The sequence below is a fragment of the Oceaniradius stylonematis genome, from assembly GCF_003149475.2.
Taxonomy (GTDB): domain Bacteria; phylum Pseudomonadota; class Alphaproteobacteria; order Rhizobiales; family Rhizobiaceae; genus Roseitalea; species Roseitalea stylonematis.
On the sequence record NZ_QFWV02000001.1, the window covers coordinates 110,652 to 125,512 of the forward strand.

Annotated in this window: 14 protein-coding genes and 1 pseudogene; 6 read left to right on the plus strand and 9 right to left on the minus strand. The window is 64.8% G+C overall.

Translation table 11 applies throughout. The features are described 5' to 3' along the window. The first annotated feature begins 26 nt into the window (after positions 1-26). A complete protein-coding gene (locus tag DEM25_RS00550; protein WP_245412703.1) occupies positions 27-866 on the plus strand; it encodes a helix-hairpin-helix domain-containing protein in 840 nt (279 codons plus the stop codon). 42 nt (positions 867-908) lie between these two features. On the opposite strand, the gene DEM25_RS00555 is transcribed toward DEM25_RS00550, so the two are convergent. Continuing rightward, positions 909-1,904, minus strand: coding sequence for a 2-hydroxyacid dehydrogenase (locus DEM25_RS00555; protein WP_281004518.1), 996 nt, complete (start codon positions 1,902-1,904; stop codon positions 909-911). Between the two features lie 232 nt (positions 1,905-2,136). Here DEM25_RS00555 and DEM25_RS00560 point away from each other — a divergent pair, with 232 nt between their 5' ends. Next, positions 2,137-2,688, plus strand: coding sequence for an SH3 domain-containing protein (locus DEM25_RS00560; protein ID WP_109766831.1), 552 nt, complete (start codon positions 2,137-2,139; stop codon positions 2,686-2,688). 48 nt (positions 2,689-2,736) lie between these two features. On the opposite strand, the gene irrA is transcribed toward DEM25_RS00560, so the two are convergent. After that, complete coding sequence (gene irrA, locus DEM25_RS00565; RefSeq protein ID WP_109766830.1) at positions 2,737-3,177, minus strand: iron response transcriptional regulator IrrA; 441 nt, start codon at positions 3,175-3,177, stop codon at positions 2,737-2,739. Positions 3,178-3,384: 207 nt separating this feature from the next. On the opposite strand from irrA, the gene fabA reads away from it, so the two are divergent. The 4 genes from fabA (at position 3,385) to DEM25_RS00585 (ending at position 7,646) form a co-directional block, all read left to right on the plus strand. Then, positions 3,385-3,891: a 3-hydroxyacyl-[acyl-carrier-protein] dehydratase FabA gene (gene fabA, locus DEM25_RS00570; protein ID WP_109766870.1), complete on the plus strand. Its 507-nt coding sequence runs from the start codon at positions 3,385-3,387 to the stop codon at positions 3,889-3,891. 22 nt (positions 3,892-3,913) lie between these two features. Continuing rightward, complete coding sequence (gene fabB / locus DEM25_RS00575; RefSeq protein WP_109766829.1) at positions 3,914-5,134, plus strand: beta-ketoacyl-ACP synthase I; 1,221 nt, start codon at positions 3,914-3,916, stop codon at positions 5,132-5,134. Between the two features lie 25 nt (positions 5,135-5,159). Continuing rightward, complete coding sequence (gene fabI, locus DEM25_RS00580) at positions 5,160-5,969, plus strand: enoyl-ACP reductase FabI (RefSeq protein WP_109766869.1); 810 nt, start codon at positions 5,160-5,162, stop codon at positions 5,967-5,969. Positions 5,970-6,059: 90 nt separating this feature from the next. Continuing rightward, positions 6,060-7,646 (plus strand): putative bifunctional diguanylate cyclase/phosphodiesterase, encoded by a 1,587-nt coding sequence (locus DEM25_RS00585; protein WP_109766828.1) that lies wholly within the window; start codon positions 6,060-6,062, stop codon positions 7,644-7,646. Here the strand turns inward: DEM25_RS00585 and DEM25_RS00590 are convergent. From DEM25_RS00590 to rbfA, 7 genes and pseudogenes are all read right to left on the minus strand, one after another. Next, positions 7,616-8,668 (minus strand): class I SAM-dependent methyltransferase, encoded by a 1,053-nt coding sequence (locus DEM25_RS00590; RefSeq protein WP_109766827.1) that lies wholly within the window; start codon positions 8,666-8,668, stop codon positions 7,616-7,618. The two genes, DEM25_RS00585 and DEM25_RS00590, sit on opposite strands and share 31 nt — an antisense overlap. A gap of 77 nt (positions 8,669-8,745) precedes the next feature. Beyond that, positions 8,746-10,810, minus strand: a pseudogene (locus DEM25_RS00595) (polyribonucleotide nucleotidyltransferase). A gap of 284 nt (positions 10,811-11,094) precedes the next feature. Beyond that, entirely contained in the window at positions 11,095-11,364 is a 270-nt protein-coding gene (gene rpsO, locus DEM25_RS00600) for a 30S ribosomal protein S15 (RefSeq protein ID WP_109766824.1), read from the minus strand. 142 nt (positions 11,365-11,506) lie between these two features. Further along, the gene (locus tag DEM25_RS00605; RefSeq protein WP_109766823.1) at positions 11,507-11,974 is read right to left on the minus strand and encodes a GNAT family N-acetyltransferase; all 468 of its coding nucleotides are present in this window, start codon (positions 11,972-11,974) and stop codon (positions 11,507-11,509) included. Between the two features lies 1 nt (position 11,975). Beyond that, the gene (locus tag DEM25_RS00610; RefSeq protein WP_109766822.1) at positions 11,976-13,406 is read right to left on the minus strand and encodes an aldehyde dehydrogenase family protein; all 1,431 of its coding nucleotides are present in this window, start codon (positions 13,404-13,406) and stop codon (positions 11,976-11,978) included. Between the two features lie 94 nt (positions 13,407-13,500). Further along, on the minus strand, positions 13,501-14,439 hold the full coding sequence (gene truB, locus DEM25_RS00615) for a tRNA pseudouridine(55) synthase TruB (RefSeq protein WP_109766821.1): 939 nt from the start codon (positions 14,437-14,439) through the stop codon (positions 13,501-13,503). Beyond that, on the minus strand, positions 14,439-14,843 hold the full coding sequence (gene rbfA / locus DEM25_RS00620) for a 30S ribosome-binding factor RbfA (protein WP_109766868.1): 405 nt from the start codon (positions 14,841-14,843) through the stop codon (positions 14,439-14,441). The genes truB and rbfA overlap by 1 nt, the downstream gene beginning before the upstream one ends. Between the last annotated feature and the right edge of the window lie 18 nt (positions 14,844-14,861).

The window sequence follows — 14,861 nt, forward strand, 5'->3', positions numbered from 1 at the left end:
GCGCGTGTAGAGCAAGGGGGCCTTCGATGTTTCTGTTCTTCATACTGGTTTTGACCGCAATCGCGATCGCGATCGCTGTCTGGCTTTACCTCTACCTGTCGCGCCGCGCGCTCGACAAATCCATGTCGGGGGACAATGCGGCCAAACCGCTGGTCCGTTCGCCACGCACCGCCGGCGGCAAGGCGTGGGAAAACCCCGTCTCCGCCGGTCCAGGCTCCGTCGCGGCGCCGGCGGCCGGCGTCGCGCCAGCAACCAGCACAAAACCGGCGGCGTCGAAGGGGGCGGCTGCGGCAACCGGCTCGGCATCGACCGCGGCGGGCGCAAAAGCGCGAAAGGCTGGCAAGCCATCGAAGTCGGGCACCAAAGCGGCTGGCGCCAGTTCGGCTTCGACCTCCACCGCGGCAGCGGGCAGCGTGTCCGGCAAAGGCAGCGTGTCCGGCAAGGGCCGCGGGTCTGGCAAGAGCGGCGGCAAGGCGTCCAAGTCGGGCGCCACGGCCACAAAGGGAGCCGCGGCAACCGGATCATCGACCGCCTCGTCCGCATCCGGCAAGGACGGCAAAGCAGGAAAAGCGGCAAAAGGCGGCAAGTCGGAAAAACCCGGCAAGCCGTCAAAGGCCGCGTCGGAGACGCCGCCCAAGGCGCCTGACGGCCCGCTTTTCGCCGCACCCTCCGGCACCAAGGACAAGCTGACCGACATCAAGGGCATCGGCCCGGTCGCCGAGCGTCAGCTCAACGAGCAAGGCATTACCACCTTTGCGCAGATTGCCGGGCTGAGCGCATCGGACATCCAGCGCATCGACGATTACATGCCGTTCAGCGACCGGCAGATCCGCGACTGGCAGAAACAGGCCAAAAAGAAGGCCTGATGCCCACCGACGGGGCCGGCGTCGTACCGCCGGCCCGCTGCTTCACACCATCGATGGCAGGATGCGATCGGGCGGCCGATCTCCGCTCGCCACCATCCGGATGTTGATGATCACCTTCTCGCCCATCTCGATGCGGCTTTCGATGGTGGCCGAACTCATGTGCGGCAGAAGCACCACCTTGCCCTGGGCGGCCAGCTTGCACAGCCGGTCGTCGACCTTGGGCTCATGCTCGAACACGTCGAGCCCGGCGCCGGCGATGCGGCCGTCTTCCAAGAGCCTGATCATCGCATCCTCGTCGATGATCTCGCCGCGCGCGGTGTTGACGATAAAGGCGGACGGCCGCAGCAGTTCGAGCCGGCGGGCCGACAGCAGATGGAAAGTCGCCGGCGTATAGGGGCAATTGACCGAGACGATGTCCATATGGGCGAGCATCCGGTCGAGGCTTTCCCAATAGGTTGCGCCCAGCTCCTTTTCGATGACCGGCGCGGCCCGGTTGCGATTGTGATAGTGAACGGCCAGTCCGAATGCCTTTGCGCGGCGCGCAACGGCGATACCGATGCGGCCCATGCCGACAATTCCGAGCCGCTTGCCGTGAATGCGGCGCCCGAGCATCCATGTCGGCGACCAGCCGTCCCAACGGTCTTCGCCGAGAAGATAGCCTGCGCCCTCGACGATCCGGCGCGGCGCGGCGAGAATGAGCGCCAGCGTCATGTCGGCCGTGTCTTCGGTCAGGACGTTCGGTGTGTTGGTGACGAAGATGCCGCGCTCATGGGCGGCGGCGATGTCGATATTGTCGACGCCATTGCCAAAATTCGCGATCAGCTTGAGGCGCTTGCCGGCGCCCGCGATCAGGTCCGCATCGATGCGGTCGGTAACGGTCGGCACCAGCACGTCGGCTTGGGTCATGGCGCGCGCCAGATCGTCGCGGCCGAACGGCTTGTCGTCGCCGTTCAGGCGTACGTCGAACAGCTCCCGCATGCGCGCCTCGACCCGGTCGGGAAGACGGCGCGTGACGATCACGGTCGGCTTTGTGTCCAAGACGTGGCCCTTTCCCCTGAATGTTCCGGCCAACCCGATACCGACGCCCGATGGCCGGGCAAGGGTGTCCGTTGATCGCTCGTTAACCAACAAATGCGACGGTGTGAAAAGCCGTGCGGACGCATCATCTCTAGCAAGCGCGCCCGCCGGTGCAAAGGGGTCTCGACGGCCGCGGCCCTGGTCGCGCGCCATGGTTCGCGCCGCCGCCGGCCGACAAACGGACAGGTGACACATGCGTTTGGTACTGGCCGTGGCACTGGCATTGACGATGGTTCCGGCAGGCGGCGCCCCGACGGCGTCCGCGCAGACGACGAGCTCGGTCTCACGCGGCCCCAGCGGCCTTCCGCTGCCGCGCTTCGTTTCGCTGAAGGCCGAGCGGGTCAACATGCGGGTCGGACCGGGCAAGCAATATGCGGTGGCCTGGCGCTACGTGAAGACCGGTCTGCCGCTGGAGGTCATCCAGGAGTATGACAATTGGCGCCGGGTCCGAGATTCCGAAGGCGATACGGGCTGGATCCACGGCTCGCTCCTGTCGGGCACGCGCACGGCGATCGCAACGCCATGGCGCAATGCCCGCGATGCGCGCAACGTCATCACGCTCTATGCGGAATCGCGCGCCGGCGCGGAAGCGGTCGCCAAGCTGCAGCCGGGCGTGGTCGGCAAGATCGAGCGTTGTGACGGCGCCTGGTGCGAACTGGAAGTTCGCCACAAGGACCGGACGCTGAGCGGTTTCGTCGCGCAGGCCGACCTGTGGGGTGCCTACCCCGACGAAATCATCGAATAGGGGCGAACCGACTCGAACGTTCGGGGGCGGGCGATATCGCCCGCGCGGTCAGCGTGCCTTGCGCGTCGGACGCAGCCGGATCACCACATCCACGTTGGCGATCTCCATGCCTTCGGGCGGCGTGGGCAGATCACCGACCGTGACCGTACCCTCGGGCACGTCCATCACCACGTTGCTCTCCTCGATGAAGAAGTGGTGATGATCGGACGTATTGGTGTCGAAATATGTGCGCTGGCCCTCGACGGCGAGGATGCGCAACAGCCCCGCATCGGTAAACTGGTGCAGCGTGTTGTAGACGGTCGCCAGCGATACCGGAATGCCGGCGTCCAGCGCCTGCCGGTGGAGATCTTCTGCGGCGATGTGCTGATCGTGCTCGCCGAACAGCATGGACGCCAATGCAACGCGCTGCCGGGTCGGCCGAAGGCCGACCGACTGGAGGAGATTGCGTGTGTCGGAGCTGTGTGCCCCGGCGCTTTCAGTGCGCGCCATCTTCGATCCCAAAAACAGCCGTGAACACAGGGATTTTCCCTGTTGTTGCAACTCATTTTCATATATTCGCATTGGCGCTGAATGGCAATAGCTCCGCCCGGCGCGACCGCAGCGTCAATTTGACCGGGCCGCAGGGGATCAATAAACAGACGCGGCCGGCGCCAAGGCTTGGGCCGGCAGTCAAGAACGCGGAGGACGCCCACCGGCATGGCCGAGCAGAAATCAAGCTACACCTACGAGGACATCCTGGAATGCGCGCGCGGGGACCTGTTCGGCCCGGGCAATGCGCAATTGCCGGCGCCGCCCATGCTGATGCTGCATCGCATCACCGACATATCCGAGACCGGCGGTGACCATGACAAGGGTTATGCCCGCGCCGCGTTCGACATCACGCCGGATCTGTGGTTCTTCGAGTGCCACTTCATCGGCGACCCGGTGATGCCGGGGTGTCTGGGCCTGGACGCGCTGTGGCAGCTCACGGGCTTCTACCTTGGCTGGCTGGGCGAACCGGGCAAGGGCCGGGCACTGTCGACCGGCGAAATCAAGTTTACCGACATGGTCACGCCTTCGGTCAAGCTGCTCGAGTTCGGCATCGATTTCAAACGCGTGCGCCGCGGGCGGCTGGTGCTTGGCATCGCGGACGGCTGGATGAAAGCCGACGGCGAAACCATCTACCAGGCTACCGACCTCCGCGTCGGGCTCTTCAAAGCCTGACGCAAAACAACGGGAAGCGAACATGAAACGCGTCGTCGTCACCGGCATGGGGATCGTCTCGTCGATCGGCAATGATACGGACGAGGTGCTGACCTCGCTGCGCGAAGCGCGGTCGGGCATCAGCCATGCGGCCGAATATGCGGAGCTGGGCTTCAAATGCCATGTCCATGGCGAGCCGACGCTCGATCCGTTCACGGTTCTCGACCGGCGGGAGTCGCGGTTCCTGGCGCGCGGATCGGCCTGGAACTACATCGCCATGCGCCAGGCCATCGCCGATGCGGCGCTGGGCGACGATCTGGTCTCCAACGAGCGGACCGGCATCATCATGGGTTCGGGCGGCCCGTCGACCCGCACCATCTTCGAGGCGGCGCTGCTGACCCAGAAGAACAACTCCCCCAAACGGATCGGGCCTTTCGCGGTGCCCAAGGCGATGTCATCGACCGCTTCGGCAACGCTCGCAACGCCGTTCAAGATCAAGGGCGTGAACTATTCGATCTCGTCGGCCTGCGCGACGTCGAACCACTGCATCGGCAATGCCTATGAGACCATTCAGATGGGCAAGCAGGACATCGTCTTCGCCGGCGGCAGCGAGGATCTGGACTGGACGATGTCGAACCTGTTCGACGCGATGGGCGCCATGTCAACCAAGCACAATGAAACGCCATCGACCGCATCGCGCGCCTATGATGCCAGCCGCGACGGGTTCGTCATCGCCGGCGGCGCCGGCGTTCTGGTGCTCGAGGAACTCGAGCATGCCAAGGCCCGAGGCGCGAAGATCCATGGCGAGGTCGTCGGATACGGCGCGACATCGGACGGCTATGACATGGTCGCTCCGTCCGGCGAAGGCGCGGTGCGCTGCATGAAGATGGCGCTCGCCACCACCGAAGGCTCGGTCACCTATATCAACACGCACGGCACCTCGACGCCGGTGGGCGACGAGCGGGAGATGGAAGCCATACGCACCGTCTTCGGCGACGCGCTGCCGCACATCTCCTCGACCAAATCGCTGACCGGCCACTCGCTGGGTGCAACCGGCGTGCAGGAGGCGATCTACACGCTTTTGATGATGAACAACCGGTTCGTCGGCGAAAGCGCCCACATCACCGAGCTCGATCCGAAGTTTGAAGGCATGCCGATCGCGCGGCAGCGGATCGACGATGTCGAATACGACATCGCCATCTCCAATTCGTTCGGGTTTGGCGGAACCAATGCGACGCTGGCGTTCCAGCGGTTCGCCGACTGATGCGGCCGAGGGAAGGGACACGCCGATGACAGGACTGATGAGCGGCAAGCGCGGCCTGATCATGGGCGTCGCCAACGACCATTCGATCGCCTGGGGAATAGCCAAGGCCGTTGCCGAGCAGGGAGCCGAGCTCGCCTTCACCTATCAGAGCGAAGCGCTCGGAAAACGGGTCAAGCCGCTGGCCGGAGAACTCGGCTCGTCGCTGGTCATGCCCTGCGATGTCGAGGATGTCGGCACCGTCGCCTCGGTGTTCGAAACGCTGGGCAGCGAATGGGGCAGTCTCGATTTCATCGTCCATGCGATCGGGTTCACCGACCGGTCGCAGCTCAAGGGCCGCTATGTCGACGTGACGACGCGTGAGAACTTCACGCGGACCATGGTCATCTCGGCCTATTCGTTCACCGAGGTCGCGCAGCAATCGATGGCTCTTCTCAACCCCGGCGCCTCGCTTCTGACGCTGACCTATGGCGGATCGACACGGGTTATGCCCAACTACAATGTGATGGGCGTGACCAAGGCCGCGCTGGAAGCCAGCGTGCGCTACATGGCGGCCGACTTCGGCGCCCAGGGCATCCGCGTCAACGCGCTTTCGGCGGGTCCGGTACGGACGCTGGCCGGCGCCGGCGTGTCCGATGCCCGGCTGATGTACAATTTCCAGCAAAAGAACTCGCCGCTGGCCCGGGCGGTCAATCTGGACGATATCGGCGGCGCCGGGCTTTACCTTCTGTCCGACCTTTCCGGAGGCGTGACCGGCGAAATCCACTATGTCGACAGCGGCTACAACATCATGTCGATGCCGCGCCTCGACGAGCTCAGGCGCACCGACCAAAAATAACCCACACGAGGCCGCAACCACAGCGTGCCGCAATGCTTCATTTCACCCCTTTTTAGGGTTTTGCTGCGAATTTGCCCGCAAGGGGGCAAAATGAAGCGCAACAAAGTACCCAAGCAGACCCGCGTCTTCCGCGCACTGACCATCTTCTCCAGCGGCATGGGCGCGGCAATGCTGGCGCTTTGGGCGCTGGACATGGCCGGCATGACGCTGAGCAGCTATCGCGAAGCGGCAACCTTCGGGGCCATCGTTCTGGGCCTGGCGTCGCTCGCGGGCGCGGGCACGGCACACGCCTATTTCGCCGGCGGCGACGATGCGAGCCAGACCTACGAGGCCTTGCTGAGCGTCGATTCGGTGACCGGCCTTTTGTCACGCAGCGGCCTGGCGGAAAGCCTCGACGGCTATGTCTCGAAAGGCGGCGGCCCCAGCCGGATGAACCGCTTCTTCCTGATCAGCCTCGACTTCGATTCCCTGCGCGATTTCAACGAAACCTATGGTCTGGAAACCGGCGACTCGCTTTTGCGCGTGTTCGGCGACCGGCTGCAGCGCGTTGTCGGCGATACCGGCCTTGCCGCACGCACAAGCGGCGGCGAGTTCGTGATCGTCCTGGCCGCCAATCATGACGACCGGGAGCTGCGCGCGGCGACCGAAGCGCTGCTCGGGATCCTGTCGCTGCCGGTACGTGTCGGCAATGCGTCACATTCGGTCTTCTGGAACGCGGGCGTCGCCGAGATTCACAAGAACAACCCGCCGATGGAACGCATCCTGCGCCATGCCAATCTGGCGCGCACGACATCGCGCGCCACCGGCCGCGGCACATGGTCGATCTACCATCCCGAGATGAGCCAGGTCGCCGCCTACCGCCACTGGATCGAAGCGGAATTGGGCGGAGCCCTGCAACGGGACGAGCTGATGCTGCACTACCAGCCCAAGGTCCACGCCGTTACCGGCGAAACGGTTGGCTATGAAGCCCTGTTGCGATGGAACCACCATCAGAACGGCTCGATCCCGCCATCGGAGTTCATCCCGATCGCCGAACAGTGCGGGCTGATCCAGCAGATCGGCGACTTCGTCCTGCGCCGCGTGTGCGAAGACCTCGAGCAGCTGCCCGACAACATCTCCGTGTCGGCCAACGTTTCGCCGGCGCAGTTCAACCGGGACGATTTCGTGGCCAATCTCGGCCGATTGATCAACGGCACCGAAATCCGGCCCGACCGGCTGGAGATCGAAGTCACCGAAACGCTTCTGATCCGCAACCACAGCGAGGTCAGACGGCTGCTCGCCCAGCTGCGCGAGCTCGGCATCCTGCTGGCGATCGACGATTTCGGGACCGGCTATTCAAACCTTTCGACACTGAACGAGCTGCGCTTCAACACGCTGAAGATCGACAAATCCTTTGTCGACCGTCTCACCGACAAGGACCCCGCCGCCAGCACCATGGTTGCATCGATCGTCGGCATGGCGCGGTCCATGGGAGCATCCGTGGTCGCCGAAGGTGTGGAAACCCAGGAACAGGCGACACTCTTGCGCGCGGCCGGATGCACGATCATGCAGGGCTATCTGTTCGGCAAGCCGCAGCCGCTGTCGGCCATCAAGCATCATCACCGCGACAGCGAAGCGGGGCCGGCCGGCGCGCTGCCTGCGGTGCCTCAGCCCGAGTTTCTCGCGGCAGCATCCTGACCGCCGGTTCTGCGTGGCCGGGATGCCTCGATCAGCTTGAAACCGTCGCGGACCTCGCCTTCCACAAAGGCTGCGAAGCGATCCCGAAGTGTTTGCTCATAGGGCAGGCGCCGATTTGCGACCAACAAAAGCCGGCCCGAAGGCTTCAACGCCCGCGCGGCGGCTGCGATGAAGGCGCGGCCGAGATCGGGTTCGCTCGCACGACCCGTGTGAAAAGGCGGGTTCATCACGACCCAGTCGAACGGTCCGGGCAGTGGCTCGGTCGTCACGTCGAGCCAGTGGCCGGTGACGGGTACTTCGCCCCTGAGCGGTGCGAGATTGGCAAGTGCCTGGTCGAGCGCGGGCCTGTATGCTTCGACCAGATCGAGCGAAGCCGGCCTTGCCTGCGTCAGAACCGCGCCGGACAAATAGCCCCAGCCCGCTCCGAAATCGGCGACGGCGCCGGCGATGCGGCCATCGATGTGCTCGGCGAGCAGCGCCGACCCGGTATCGATGCGGTCGGACGAGAACATGCCGGGCGCTGCGGCAAAACCCGGCGCCGGTTCGGTTACGGGCAGCGCAACGCCTGCAAACGCATCTTCACTGGCCGGGAACCAGAACGCGATGCCGTGATGCTTGGCGAGCGAGCCACCGAGCGGTACCTGCCCGCCGGCCCATTTGCGAGCGCTGGCCGCCCCCAGCGCCTTGTCGCCCGCAACGATCACAATACCGCCCGGACGAACGGCCTGATTGGCGCTTGCGACCATCGCCTCGTTGAGGCGGCGATGCTTGCCGAGCAGGACGAGCGCGCCGTCGAACGCTTCATCCACAGGCGCCAGGGGCCAAACCTCGTGGCCGGCCCGTTCCAGTGCCAGAAACGCCGGACGTGACGGCTGCACGCAGCAAAGCCGGGCCTGTGCGAACAGATCGCCGGCGGAACCCGGATCGGCGGCATTGAGGAACAGCCACGCGCTTCCGGTCTCCGGCAACGGGACCTCACCCGCCTCAAACGGCGCAAGCAGCGTCTTTACCGGTCGATCCATGACAACGCCCCAAACGAAAAACGCGGGGCCTGGAATGCATCCAGCCCCGCGTTTCCGGTTTCATTGGCCGATGACGATCAATCGTCGGCCTTTTCCTTCTTGCGCTCGATCTCCTTGCCGGTCTCCTGATCGACGACCTTCATCGACAGGCGGACCTTGCCGCGCTCGTCAAAGCCCATCAGCTTGACGAAGACCTTGTCGCCTTCCTTGACGACATCGGTGGTCTTGCCGACACGCTCCTGGGCGAGCTGGGAGATGTGCACCAGACCGTCCTTGGGACCGAAGAAGTTGACGAAGGCGCCGAAGTCGGCGGTCTTGACCACGGTGCCCTGATAGATTTCGCCCACTTCGGGCTCGGCAACGATCGTGTGGATCCACTGCTTGGCCGCCTCGATCTCCTTGCCCGAGGACGATGCGATCTTGACCGTGCCGTCATCCTCGATGTTGATCTTGGCGCCGGTCTTTTCGACGATCTCGCGGATGATCTTGCCGCCCGAGCCGATCACGTCACGGATCTTGTCGACCGGGATGTTCATCACCTCGATGCGCGGGGCGAACTCGCCCAGCTCCTCACGGCTTTCCGACAGCGCGTTGGCCATCTCGCCCAGAATGTGCGCGCGGCCGCCCTTGGCCTGGTCGAGGGCGATCTTCATGATCTCCTCGGTGATGCCGGCGATCTTGATGTCCATCTGCAGAGAGGTGATGCCCTCGGCGGTGCCCGCGACCTTGAAGTCCATGTCGCCCAGATGATCCTCGTCACCGAGAATGTCCGACAGGACAGCGAACTCGTCGCCTTCCAGGATCAGGCCCATGGCGATGCCGGCCACGGGCGCCTTGATCGGAACGCCGGCATCCATCAGCGCCAGCGAGGTGCCGCAGACGGTCGCCATGGAGGAAGAGCCGTTGGATTCGGTGATCTCGGAGACGACGCGCAGCGTGTAGGGGAATTCTTCCGCTTCCGGCAGCACCGGATGGACGGCGCGCCAGGCCAGCTTGCCGTGGCCGATCTCGCNTCTCTTTGTAGGTGCCGGTGAGCGAATCGACGAACTGCTCGTCCTCGCCGGTACCCAACGTGGCAACGACCATGGCCTGGGTTTCGCCGCGCGTGAACACGGCCGAGCCGTGGGTGCGCGGGAAGACGCCGACTTCCGAAACGATCTGGCGGACCGTCGACAGGTCGCGTCCGTCGATGCGCGTCTTGGTCTTGAGGATGTTGCCGCGCACGACCTTGGCCTGCAGGTCCTTGAAGACGGACTTGATCTGCTCGGGGTTCCAGGCCGGGTTCTCGGCGCCTTCGGGGTAGAGCGTCTCGAAGACCTTGGTCTTGGCGGCGTCGATGGCGGCGTAGCGAGCGCCCTTGTCGGTGATCTTGTAGGCCTCGGCCAGTTCGTCGGAGATCAGGCCGCCCATCGTCGCTTCGAGTTCGCTGAGATCCTCGGGGGCATAGTCGCGCGGTTCCTTGGCAGCCACTTCGGCGAGCTTGATGATCGCGTTGATGACCGGCTGGAACGCCTGCTGGCCGAACATGACGGCGCCGAGCATGGCTTCCTCGTCCAGTTCCTTGGCTTCCGATTCCACCATCAGAACGGCATCGGCGGTGCCCGCAACGATGAGGTCGAGATCGGATTCCTCCATCTCGTCGACATGCGGGTTGAGCACGAATTCGTCATTGATGTAGCCGACGCGGGCGGCGCCGATCGGGCCCATGAAGGGCACGCCGGAGATGGTCAGCGCGGCCGACGCGCCGATCATGGCAACGATGTCGGGATCGTTTTCCAGATCGTGCTGCAGAACGGTGAGGACGACCTGCGTCTCGTTCTTGTAGCCGGGGGCAAAAAGCGGGCGGATCGGCCGGTCGATCAGGCGTGAGGTCAGCGTCTCTTTTTCCGACGGACGGCCTTCACGCTTGAAGAAGCCGCCGGGAATCTTGCCGGCGGCAAAGGTCTTTTCCTGATAGTTGACTGTCAGCGGAAAGAAGTCCCGGCCCTCACGCGGGCTCTTCTCGGAGACGACGGTGGCCAGAACGACGGTTTCGCCATAGGTCGCCAGAACGGCGCCGTCGGCCTGCCGGGCGATCTTGCCGGTTTCGAGCGTAAGCGGGCGACCGCCCCACTCCAGTTCCACTTTGTGGTGATCGAACATGTCTTGTCCTTCAATAAGGGCGCAATGCCGGCCAAGGGCCAGCGCGCCAGGCTTGGGTTTTCGAACCTGGGCCCGGGCAAGACGACTGGATGCTTGTCTGTGGTCGGCGCGGCATGTGCGCCCTGGTCCCTGCAAGCAACCGGCAATCCTGCCCCGCGGCTCCAACGCGGTTCTCGGGCGGCCGGCGCGCCGCTGTCTTCAACGTTCGCGCCGGCCTGACAGGCGAAATGTCCCCCGCCTGAATGGGGCAAGGGCGGACCCTTCAAGAGCCCGCCCGAATTCGTTCAGCGGCGGATGCCCAGTTCCTTGATCAGGGTCTGGTAGCGCGCCTCTTCCTTGCCGCGCACATAGTCCAGAAGCTTGCGCCGCTGGGAAACCATCTTCAGAAGGCCACGCCGTGAGTGGTTGTCCTTCTTGTGGTCCTTGAAATGCTCGGTGAGGTTGTTGATCCGTTCGGTGAGGACCGCGACCTGCACTTCGGGCGAACCCGTGTCGCCGCTTTTGGTCGCAAACTTCTGGATCAGCTCGGCCTTGCGCTCGGCAGTGATCGACATCGTGTTTCCTTTCACAACTTACAAGGGGTTTGAAGACGCCCGCTGCCGGGATGTCGTCCAGCAGGGGCCGTTGGCGCGGCCGAAAAGGCCGGCGCTGGGCGCGCTATAGTCGAAAAGCGCTGCGAACGCAAACGCCATTCGCTCAGTCCAGCGCCTTCGTCATGAAGTATGAATGCGGGTCGGGGCCGTAATCGCCGAACGGTCCTGTTTCCTCGAAACCGAAGCGGCGGTAGAGCTCCTGCGCCGGCCGGAAATGCTCCGTCTTGCCCGTTTCGAGGCTGAGCCGTTTCATGCCGCGAATGCGCGCCTCATCGATCAGGTGCGCGACCAGCGCCCGGCCGATGCCGGCGCCGCGCCGTTCGGCCACGGTATGGGCCGATTTGATCTCGCCATGGCCGCCGCCGATGTCCTTGAGGGCGATGCAGCCGACGAGCTCGCCGTCGAGCCAAGCGCTCCAGAAGGTGATCTCCGGTACGCGCAGCGCGTCGAGATCGAGCGCGTAGACGCTGCCCGCCGGCGTGATGGCGAACATGTGGTCTAGATGCCGCCTCAGCAAGGCGGCGATCTCCGGACCGCGCAGATCGTCCTGTCTGATCTCGATGGCCGGCATGTCAGTAGCGCTGGCTGAGCACCTTGACCTCGGTGAAGTCCTCAAGACCCCAGACGCCGCCCTCGCGGCCATTGCCGGACTGCTTGTAACCGCCGAACGGATGGCCCGCCGAAAGCCCGGCGCCGTTGACGCGCACCATGCCGGCGCGCAGACGGCGCCCGACGCGGTCGCCCTTGTTCGCGTCGCCGGTCCACAGATAGGCGGCGAGCCCGTAGGGCGTGTCGTTGGCGATCCGAACGGCTTCGTCCTCGCCGCCCGAGAACGGGATCATCGTCAGGACCGGGCCGAAAATCTCCTCGCGCGCGATGGTCATCTCGTTGGTGACATCGGCAAAGACGGTCGGCCGCGCATACCAGCCGCGGTTGAAGCCTTCGGGCCGGCCCGGACCGCCGGTGACCAGGCGCGCGCCCTCGGCCATGCCGGTCTCGATCAGGCTTTGCACCTTGTCGAACTGGGCGGCCGAGGAGAGAGGGCCGATATGGCCGCCCGCATCGCGCGGATTGCCGACCTTGACTGCCTCGGCGGCTTCCTTGGCCAGTTCGACCGCTTCGTCATAGACGTCCTGCTCGACGATCATGCGCGAGGGCGCGTTGCAGGATTGGCCGGTGTTTTCCATCATGTGGGTGACGCCGCGCCTGATCGCCCTGGGCAGATCCGCATCGGCGAAGACAATGTTGGGCGACTTGCCGCCGAGCTCCAGCGTGACGCGCTTGATCGAAGCGGCCGAACCGCGCATCACCGCGCTGCCGGCGCGCGTCGAACCGGTAAAGCTCATCATGTCGATATCGGGATGGTTCGACATGGCCTCACCGACCGTCGGCCCATCGCCATTGACCAGGTTGAAGACGCCCTTCGGGAAGCCCGCCTCGTCCATCAGTTCGGCCCAGACCATGGCCGACAGCGGTGCGATCTCGGACGGTTTGAGCACGCAGGTGCAGCCGGCGGCGACCGCCGGGATGACCTTCAGCGCGATCTGGTTGACCGGCCAGTTCCACGGGGTGATCAGGCCCACCACACCGACCGGTTCGCGGATAATCGTCTCGCGGTCGGTGAACTTTTCTTCCCACGCGAACTTGTCCATCGCGTCGAGAAATCCCTTGAGGTGCCACGGGCCGGCGCCGGCCTGCTCGCCCTTGGCGAAATCGATCGGCGCGCCCATTTCCAGCGAGATCGCTTCTGCCAGATCGTCATGGCGGACCTTCATGACGGCACCCAGACGTTCGAGCACGGCCCGGCGTTCGGCGACCGGCGTTGCGGCCCAGCCCTCAAAGGCCGCCTTGGCGGCGGCGACGGCTTTGTCGACATCGGCGGACGATCCCAGCGAAATCACCGCGCAGACGTCCTCGGTGGCCGGATCGTGGACCTCCAGATCGTTGGCCTTGGCCGGGTCGACCCACTGGCCGTCAATGTAGAATTGCCGCTGTTCGCGCATCGGGCGCTCCTGTCATATCGGAATGGTTTTCGGCGACGTTGGCGCCAAGATCGAACAAATGCAATCACCCTTGCGGGCTAAACTTGTCACCGTGTCAAAGGCGGAAGACGCGGCGCGGGCGGAAGGCGCCCTGCGCGATCTCGCCGATCGCCACCAGGCGCCCGCGATGGAAGGCGCAGGCCTCTTCCTCGGCGACCGGCGCGTCGCGGCCGCGCAGGATCGCCGGGTTGCCAAGACGGATGCGGTGCGCCTGCTCGTCGCCGAGATCAACACGCGGAAACCCGTCCATCGCCTCGCCCGTGTCGAGCAGGAACGCATCGAGCGCCCCATGGCGCGCCGCTTCGTCGTCGCCGGCGGCCTCGACCGCGGCTTCCAGTTCGGCAAGGGTGACGGCGTCTGCCTCGTCGAACGGTTCGACGAAGGTTCGGCGCAACGCGCTGACATGGCCGAAACAGCCAAGCTCCCGTCCCATGTCGCGGGCGAGCGAGCGGACATAGGTGCCCTTGCCGCATTCGACTTTGAAAATGGTCGTGTCGCCGTCATGGGCGATGATGGTGAGCGCGTCGATCTCGACATCGCGTGCCGTCACCGCCGCCGCCTCGCCCTGACGGGCCAGCGCATAGGCGCGCTCGCCATCGACCTTGACGGCGGAGAATTGCGGCGGCGTCTGGCTGATCGTGCCGGTGAAGCGTGGCAGAAGCGCCTCGATGGCGGCGCGGTCCGGCCGCATATCGGACGTTTCGGTCGCCTCGCCTTCCAGATCGTCAGTCGTCGTCTGTGCGCCCCAGCTCACGGTGAAACGGTAAGCCTTTGTGCCATCCATCACGTAGGGAACAGTCTTGGTCGCTTCACCCAACGCAATCGGCAGGATGCCGGTCGCCAGCGGATCGAGCGTTCCGGCATGGCCGGCCTTTTGCGCGCCGAACAGCCATTTCACCTTGGAGACCGCCTTGGTCGAACCCAGCTCAAGCGGCTTGTCGAGCACCAGCCAGCCGGAAACCGGCCGGCCCTTCTTCGTGCGCTGGCGCGCCATCAGTCCTGGTCTCCGTCCAGATCCCGCGCCACATGCGGCGATTTGAGCAGCGCGTCCACCTTCTGGAAATTGTCGAAGCTCGTGTCGGCGCGGAAGCGGAAATCGGGCATGTATTTCATCTGGCCGAGTTCGCGCGACAGCCGGCCGCGAATGAACTTGGCGTTGCGCGCAAGCGCCTTGACCAGCGGCGCCATGTCCTCGTGCCCAAAGGCGGTGACATAGGCGGTGGCGATCTTCAGATCGGGCGACATGCGCACCTCGGTCACCGACAGGACGACGCCGTCAAGCTCCGGATCGGCGACTTCGCCGCGCTGCAAAAGCTGCGTCAGCGCATGCCGGACATGCTCGCCAACGCGAAGCTGGCGCTGGGAGGGGCCTTGGTCGGCCCCGGCAAAACGGGACATGGTTCCATACCTTTCTCG

What these genes read in the sequence shown, in the direction of transcription:
- DEM25_RS00605 (WP_109766823.1), bottom strand. Translation starts at nt 11,974, where the DNA reads ATGCCGGCCATCGAGATCAGACAGGACGATCTGCGCGGTCCGGAGATC.
- DEM25_RS00585 (WP_109766828.1), top strand. Translation starts at nt 6,060, where the DNA reads ATGAAGCGCAACAAAGTACCCAAGCAGACCCGCGTCTTCCGCGCACTG.
- DEM25_RS00550 (WP_245412703.1), top strand. Translation starts at nt 27, where the DNA reads ATGTTTCTGTTCTTCATACTGGTTTTGACCGCAATCGCGATCGCGATC.
- fabI (WP_109766869.1), top strand. Translation starts at nt 5,160, where the DNA reads ATGACAGGACTGATGAGCGGCAAGCGCGGCCTGATCATGGGCGTCGCC.
- irrA (WP_109766830.1), bottom strand. Translation starts at nt 3,177, where the DNA reads ATGGCGCGCACTGAAAGCGCCGGGGCACACAGCTCCGACACACGCAAT.
- fabA (WP_109766870.1), top strand. Translation starts at nt 3,385, where the DNA reads ATGGCCGAGCAGAAATCAAGCTACACCTACGAGGACATCCTGGAATGC.
- fabB (WP_109766829.1), top strand. Translation starts at nt 3,914, where the DNA reads ATGAAACGCGTCGTCGTCACCGGCATGGGGATCGTCTCGTCGATCGGC.
- truB (WP_109766821.1), bottom strand. Translation starts at nt 14,439, where the DNA reads ATGGCGCGCCAGCGCACGAAGAAGGGCCGGCCGGTTTCCGGCTGGCTG.
- rpsO (WP_109766824.1), bottom strand. Translation starts at nt 11,364, where the DNA reads ATGTCGATCACTGCCGAGCGCAAGGCCGAGCTGATCCAGAAGTTTGCG.
- DEM25_RS00590 (WP_109766827.1), bottom strand. Translation starts at nt 8,668, where the DNA reads ATGGATCGACCGGTAAAGACGCTGCTTGCGCCGTTTGAGGCGGGTGAG.
- DEM25_RS00610 (WP_109766822.1), bottom strand. Translation starts at nt 13,406, where the DNA reads ATGCGCGAACAGCGGCAATTCTACATTGACGGCCAGTGGGTCGACCCG.
- rbfA (WP_109766868.1), bottom strand. Translation starts at nt 14,843, where the DNA reads ATGTCCCGTTTTGCCGGGGCCGACCAAGGCCCCTCCCAGCGCCAGCTT.
- DEM25_RS00560 (WP_109766831.1), top strand. Translation starts at nt 2,137, where the DNA reads ATGCGTTTGGTACTGGCCGTGGCACTGGCATTGACGATGGTTCCGGCA.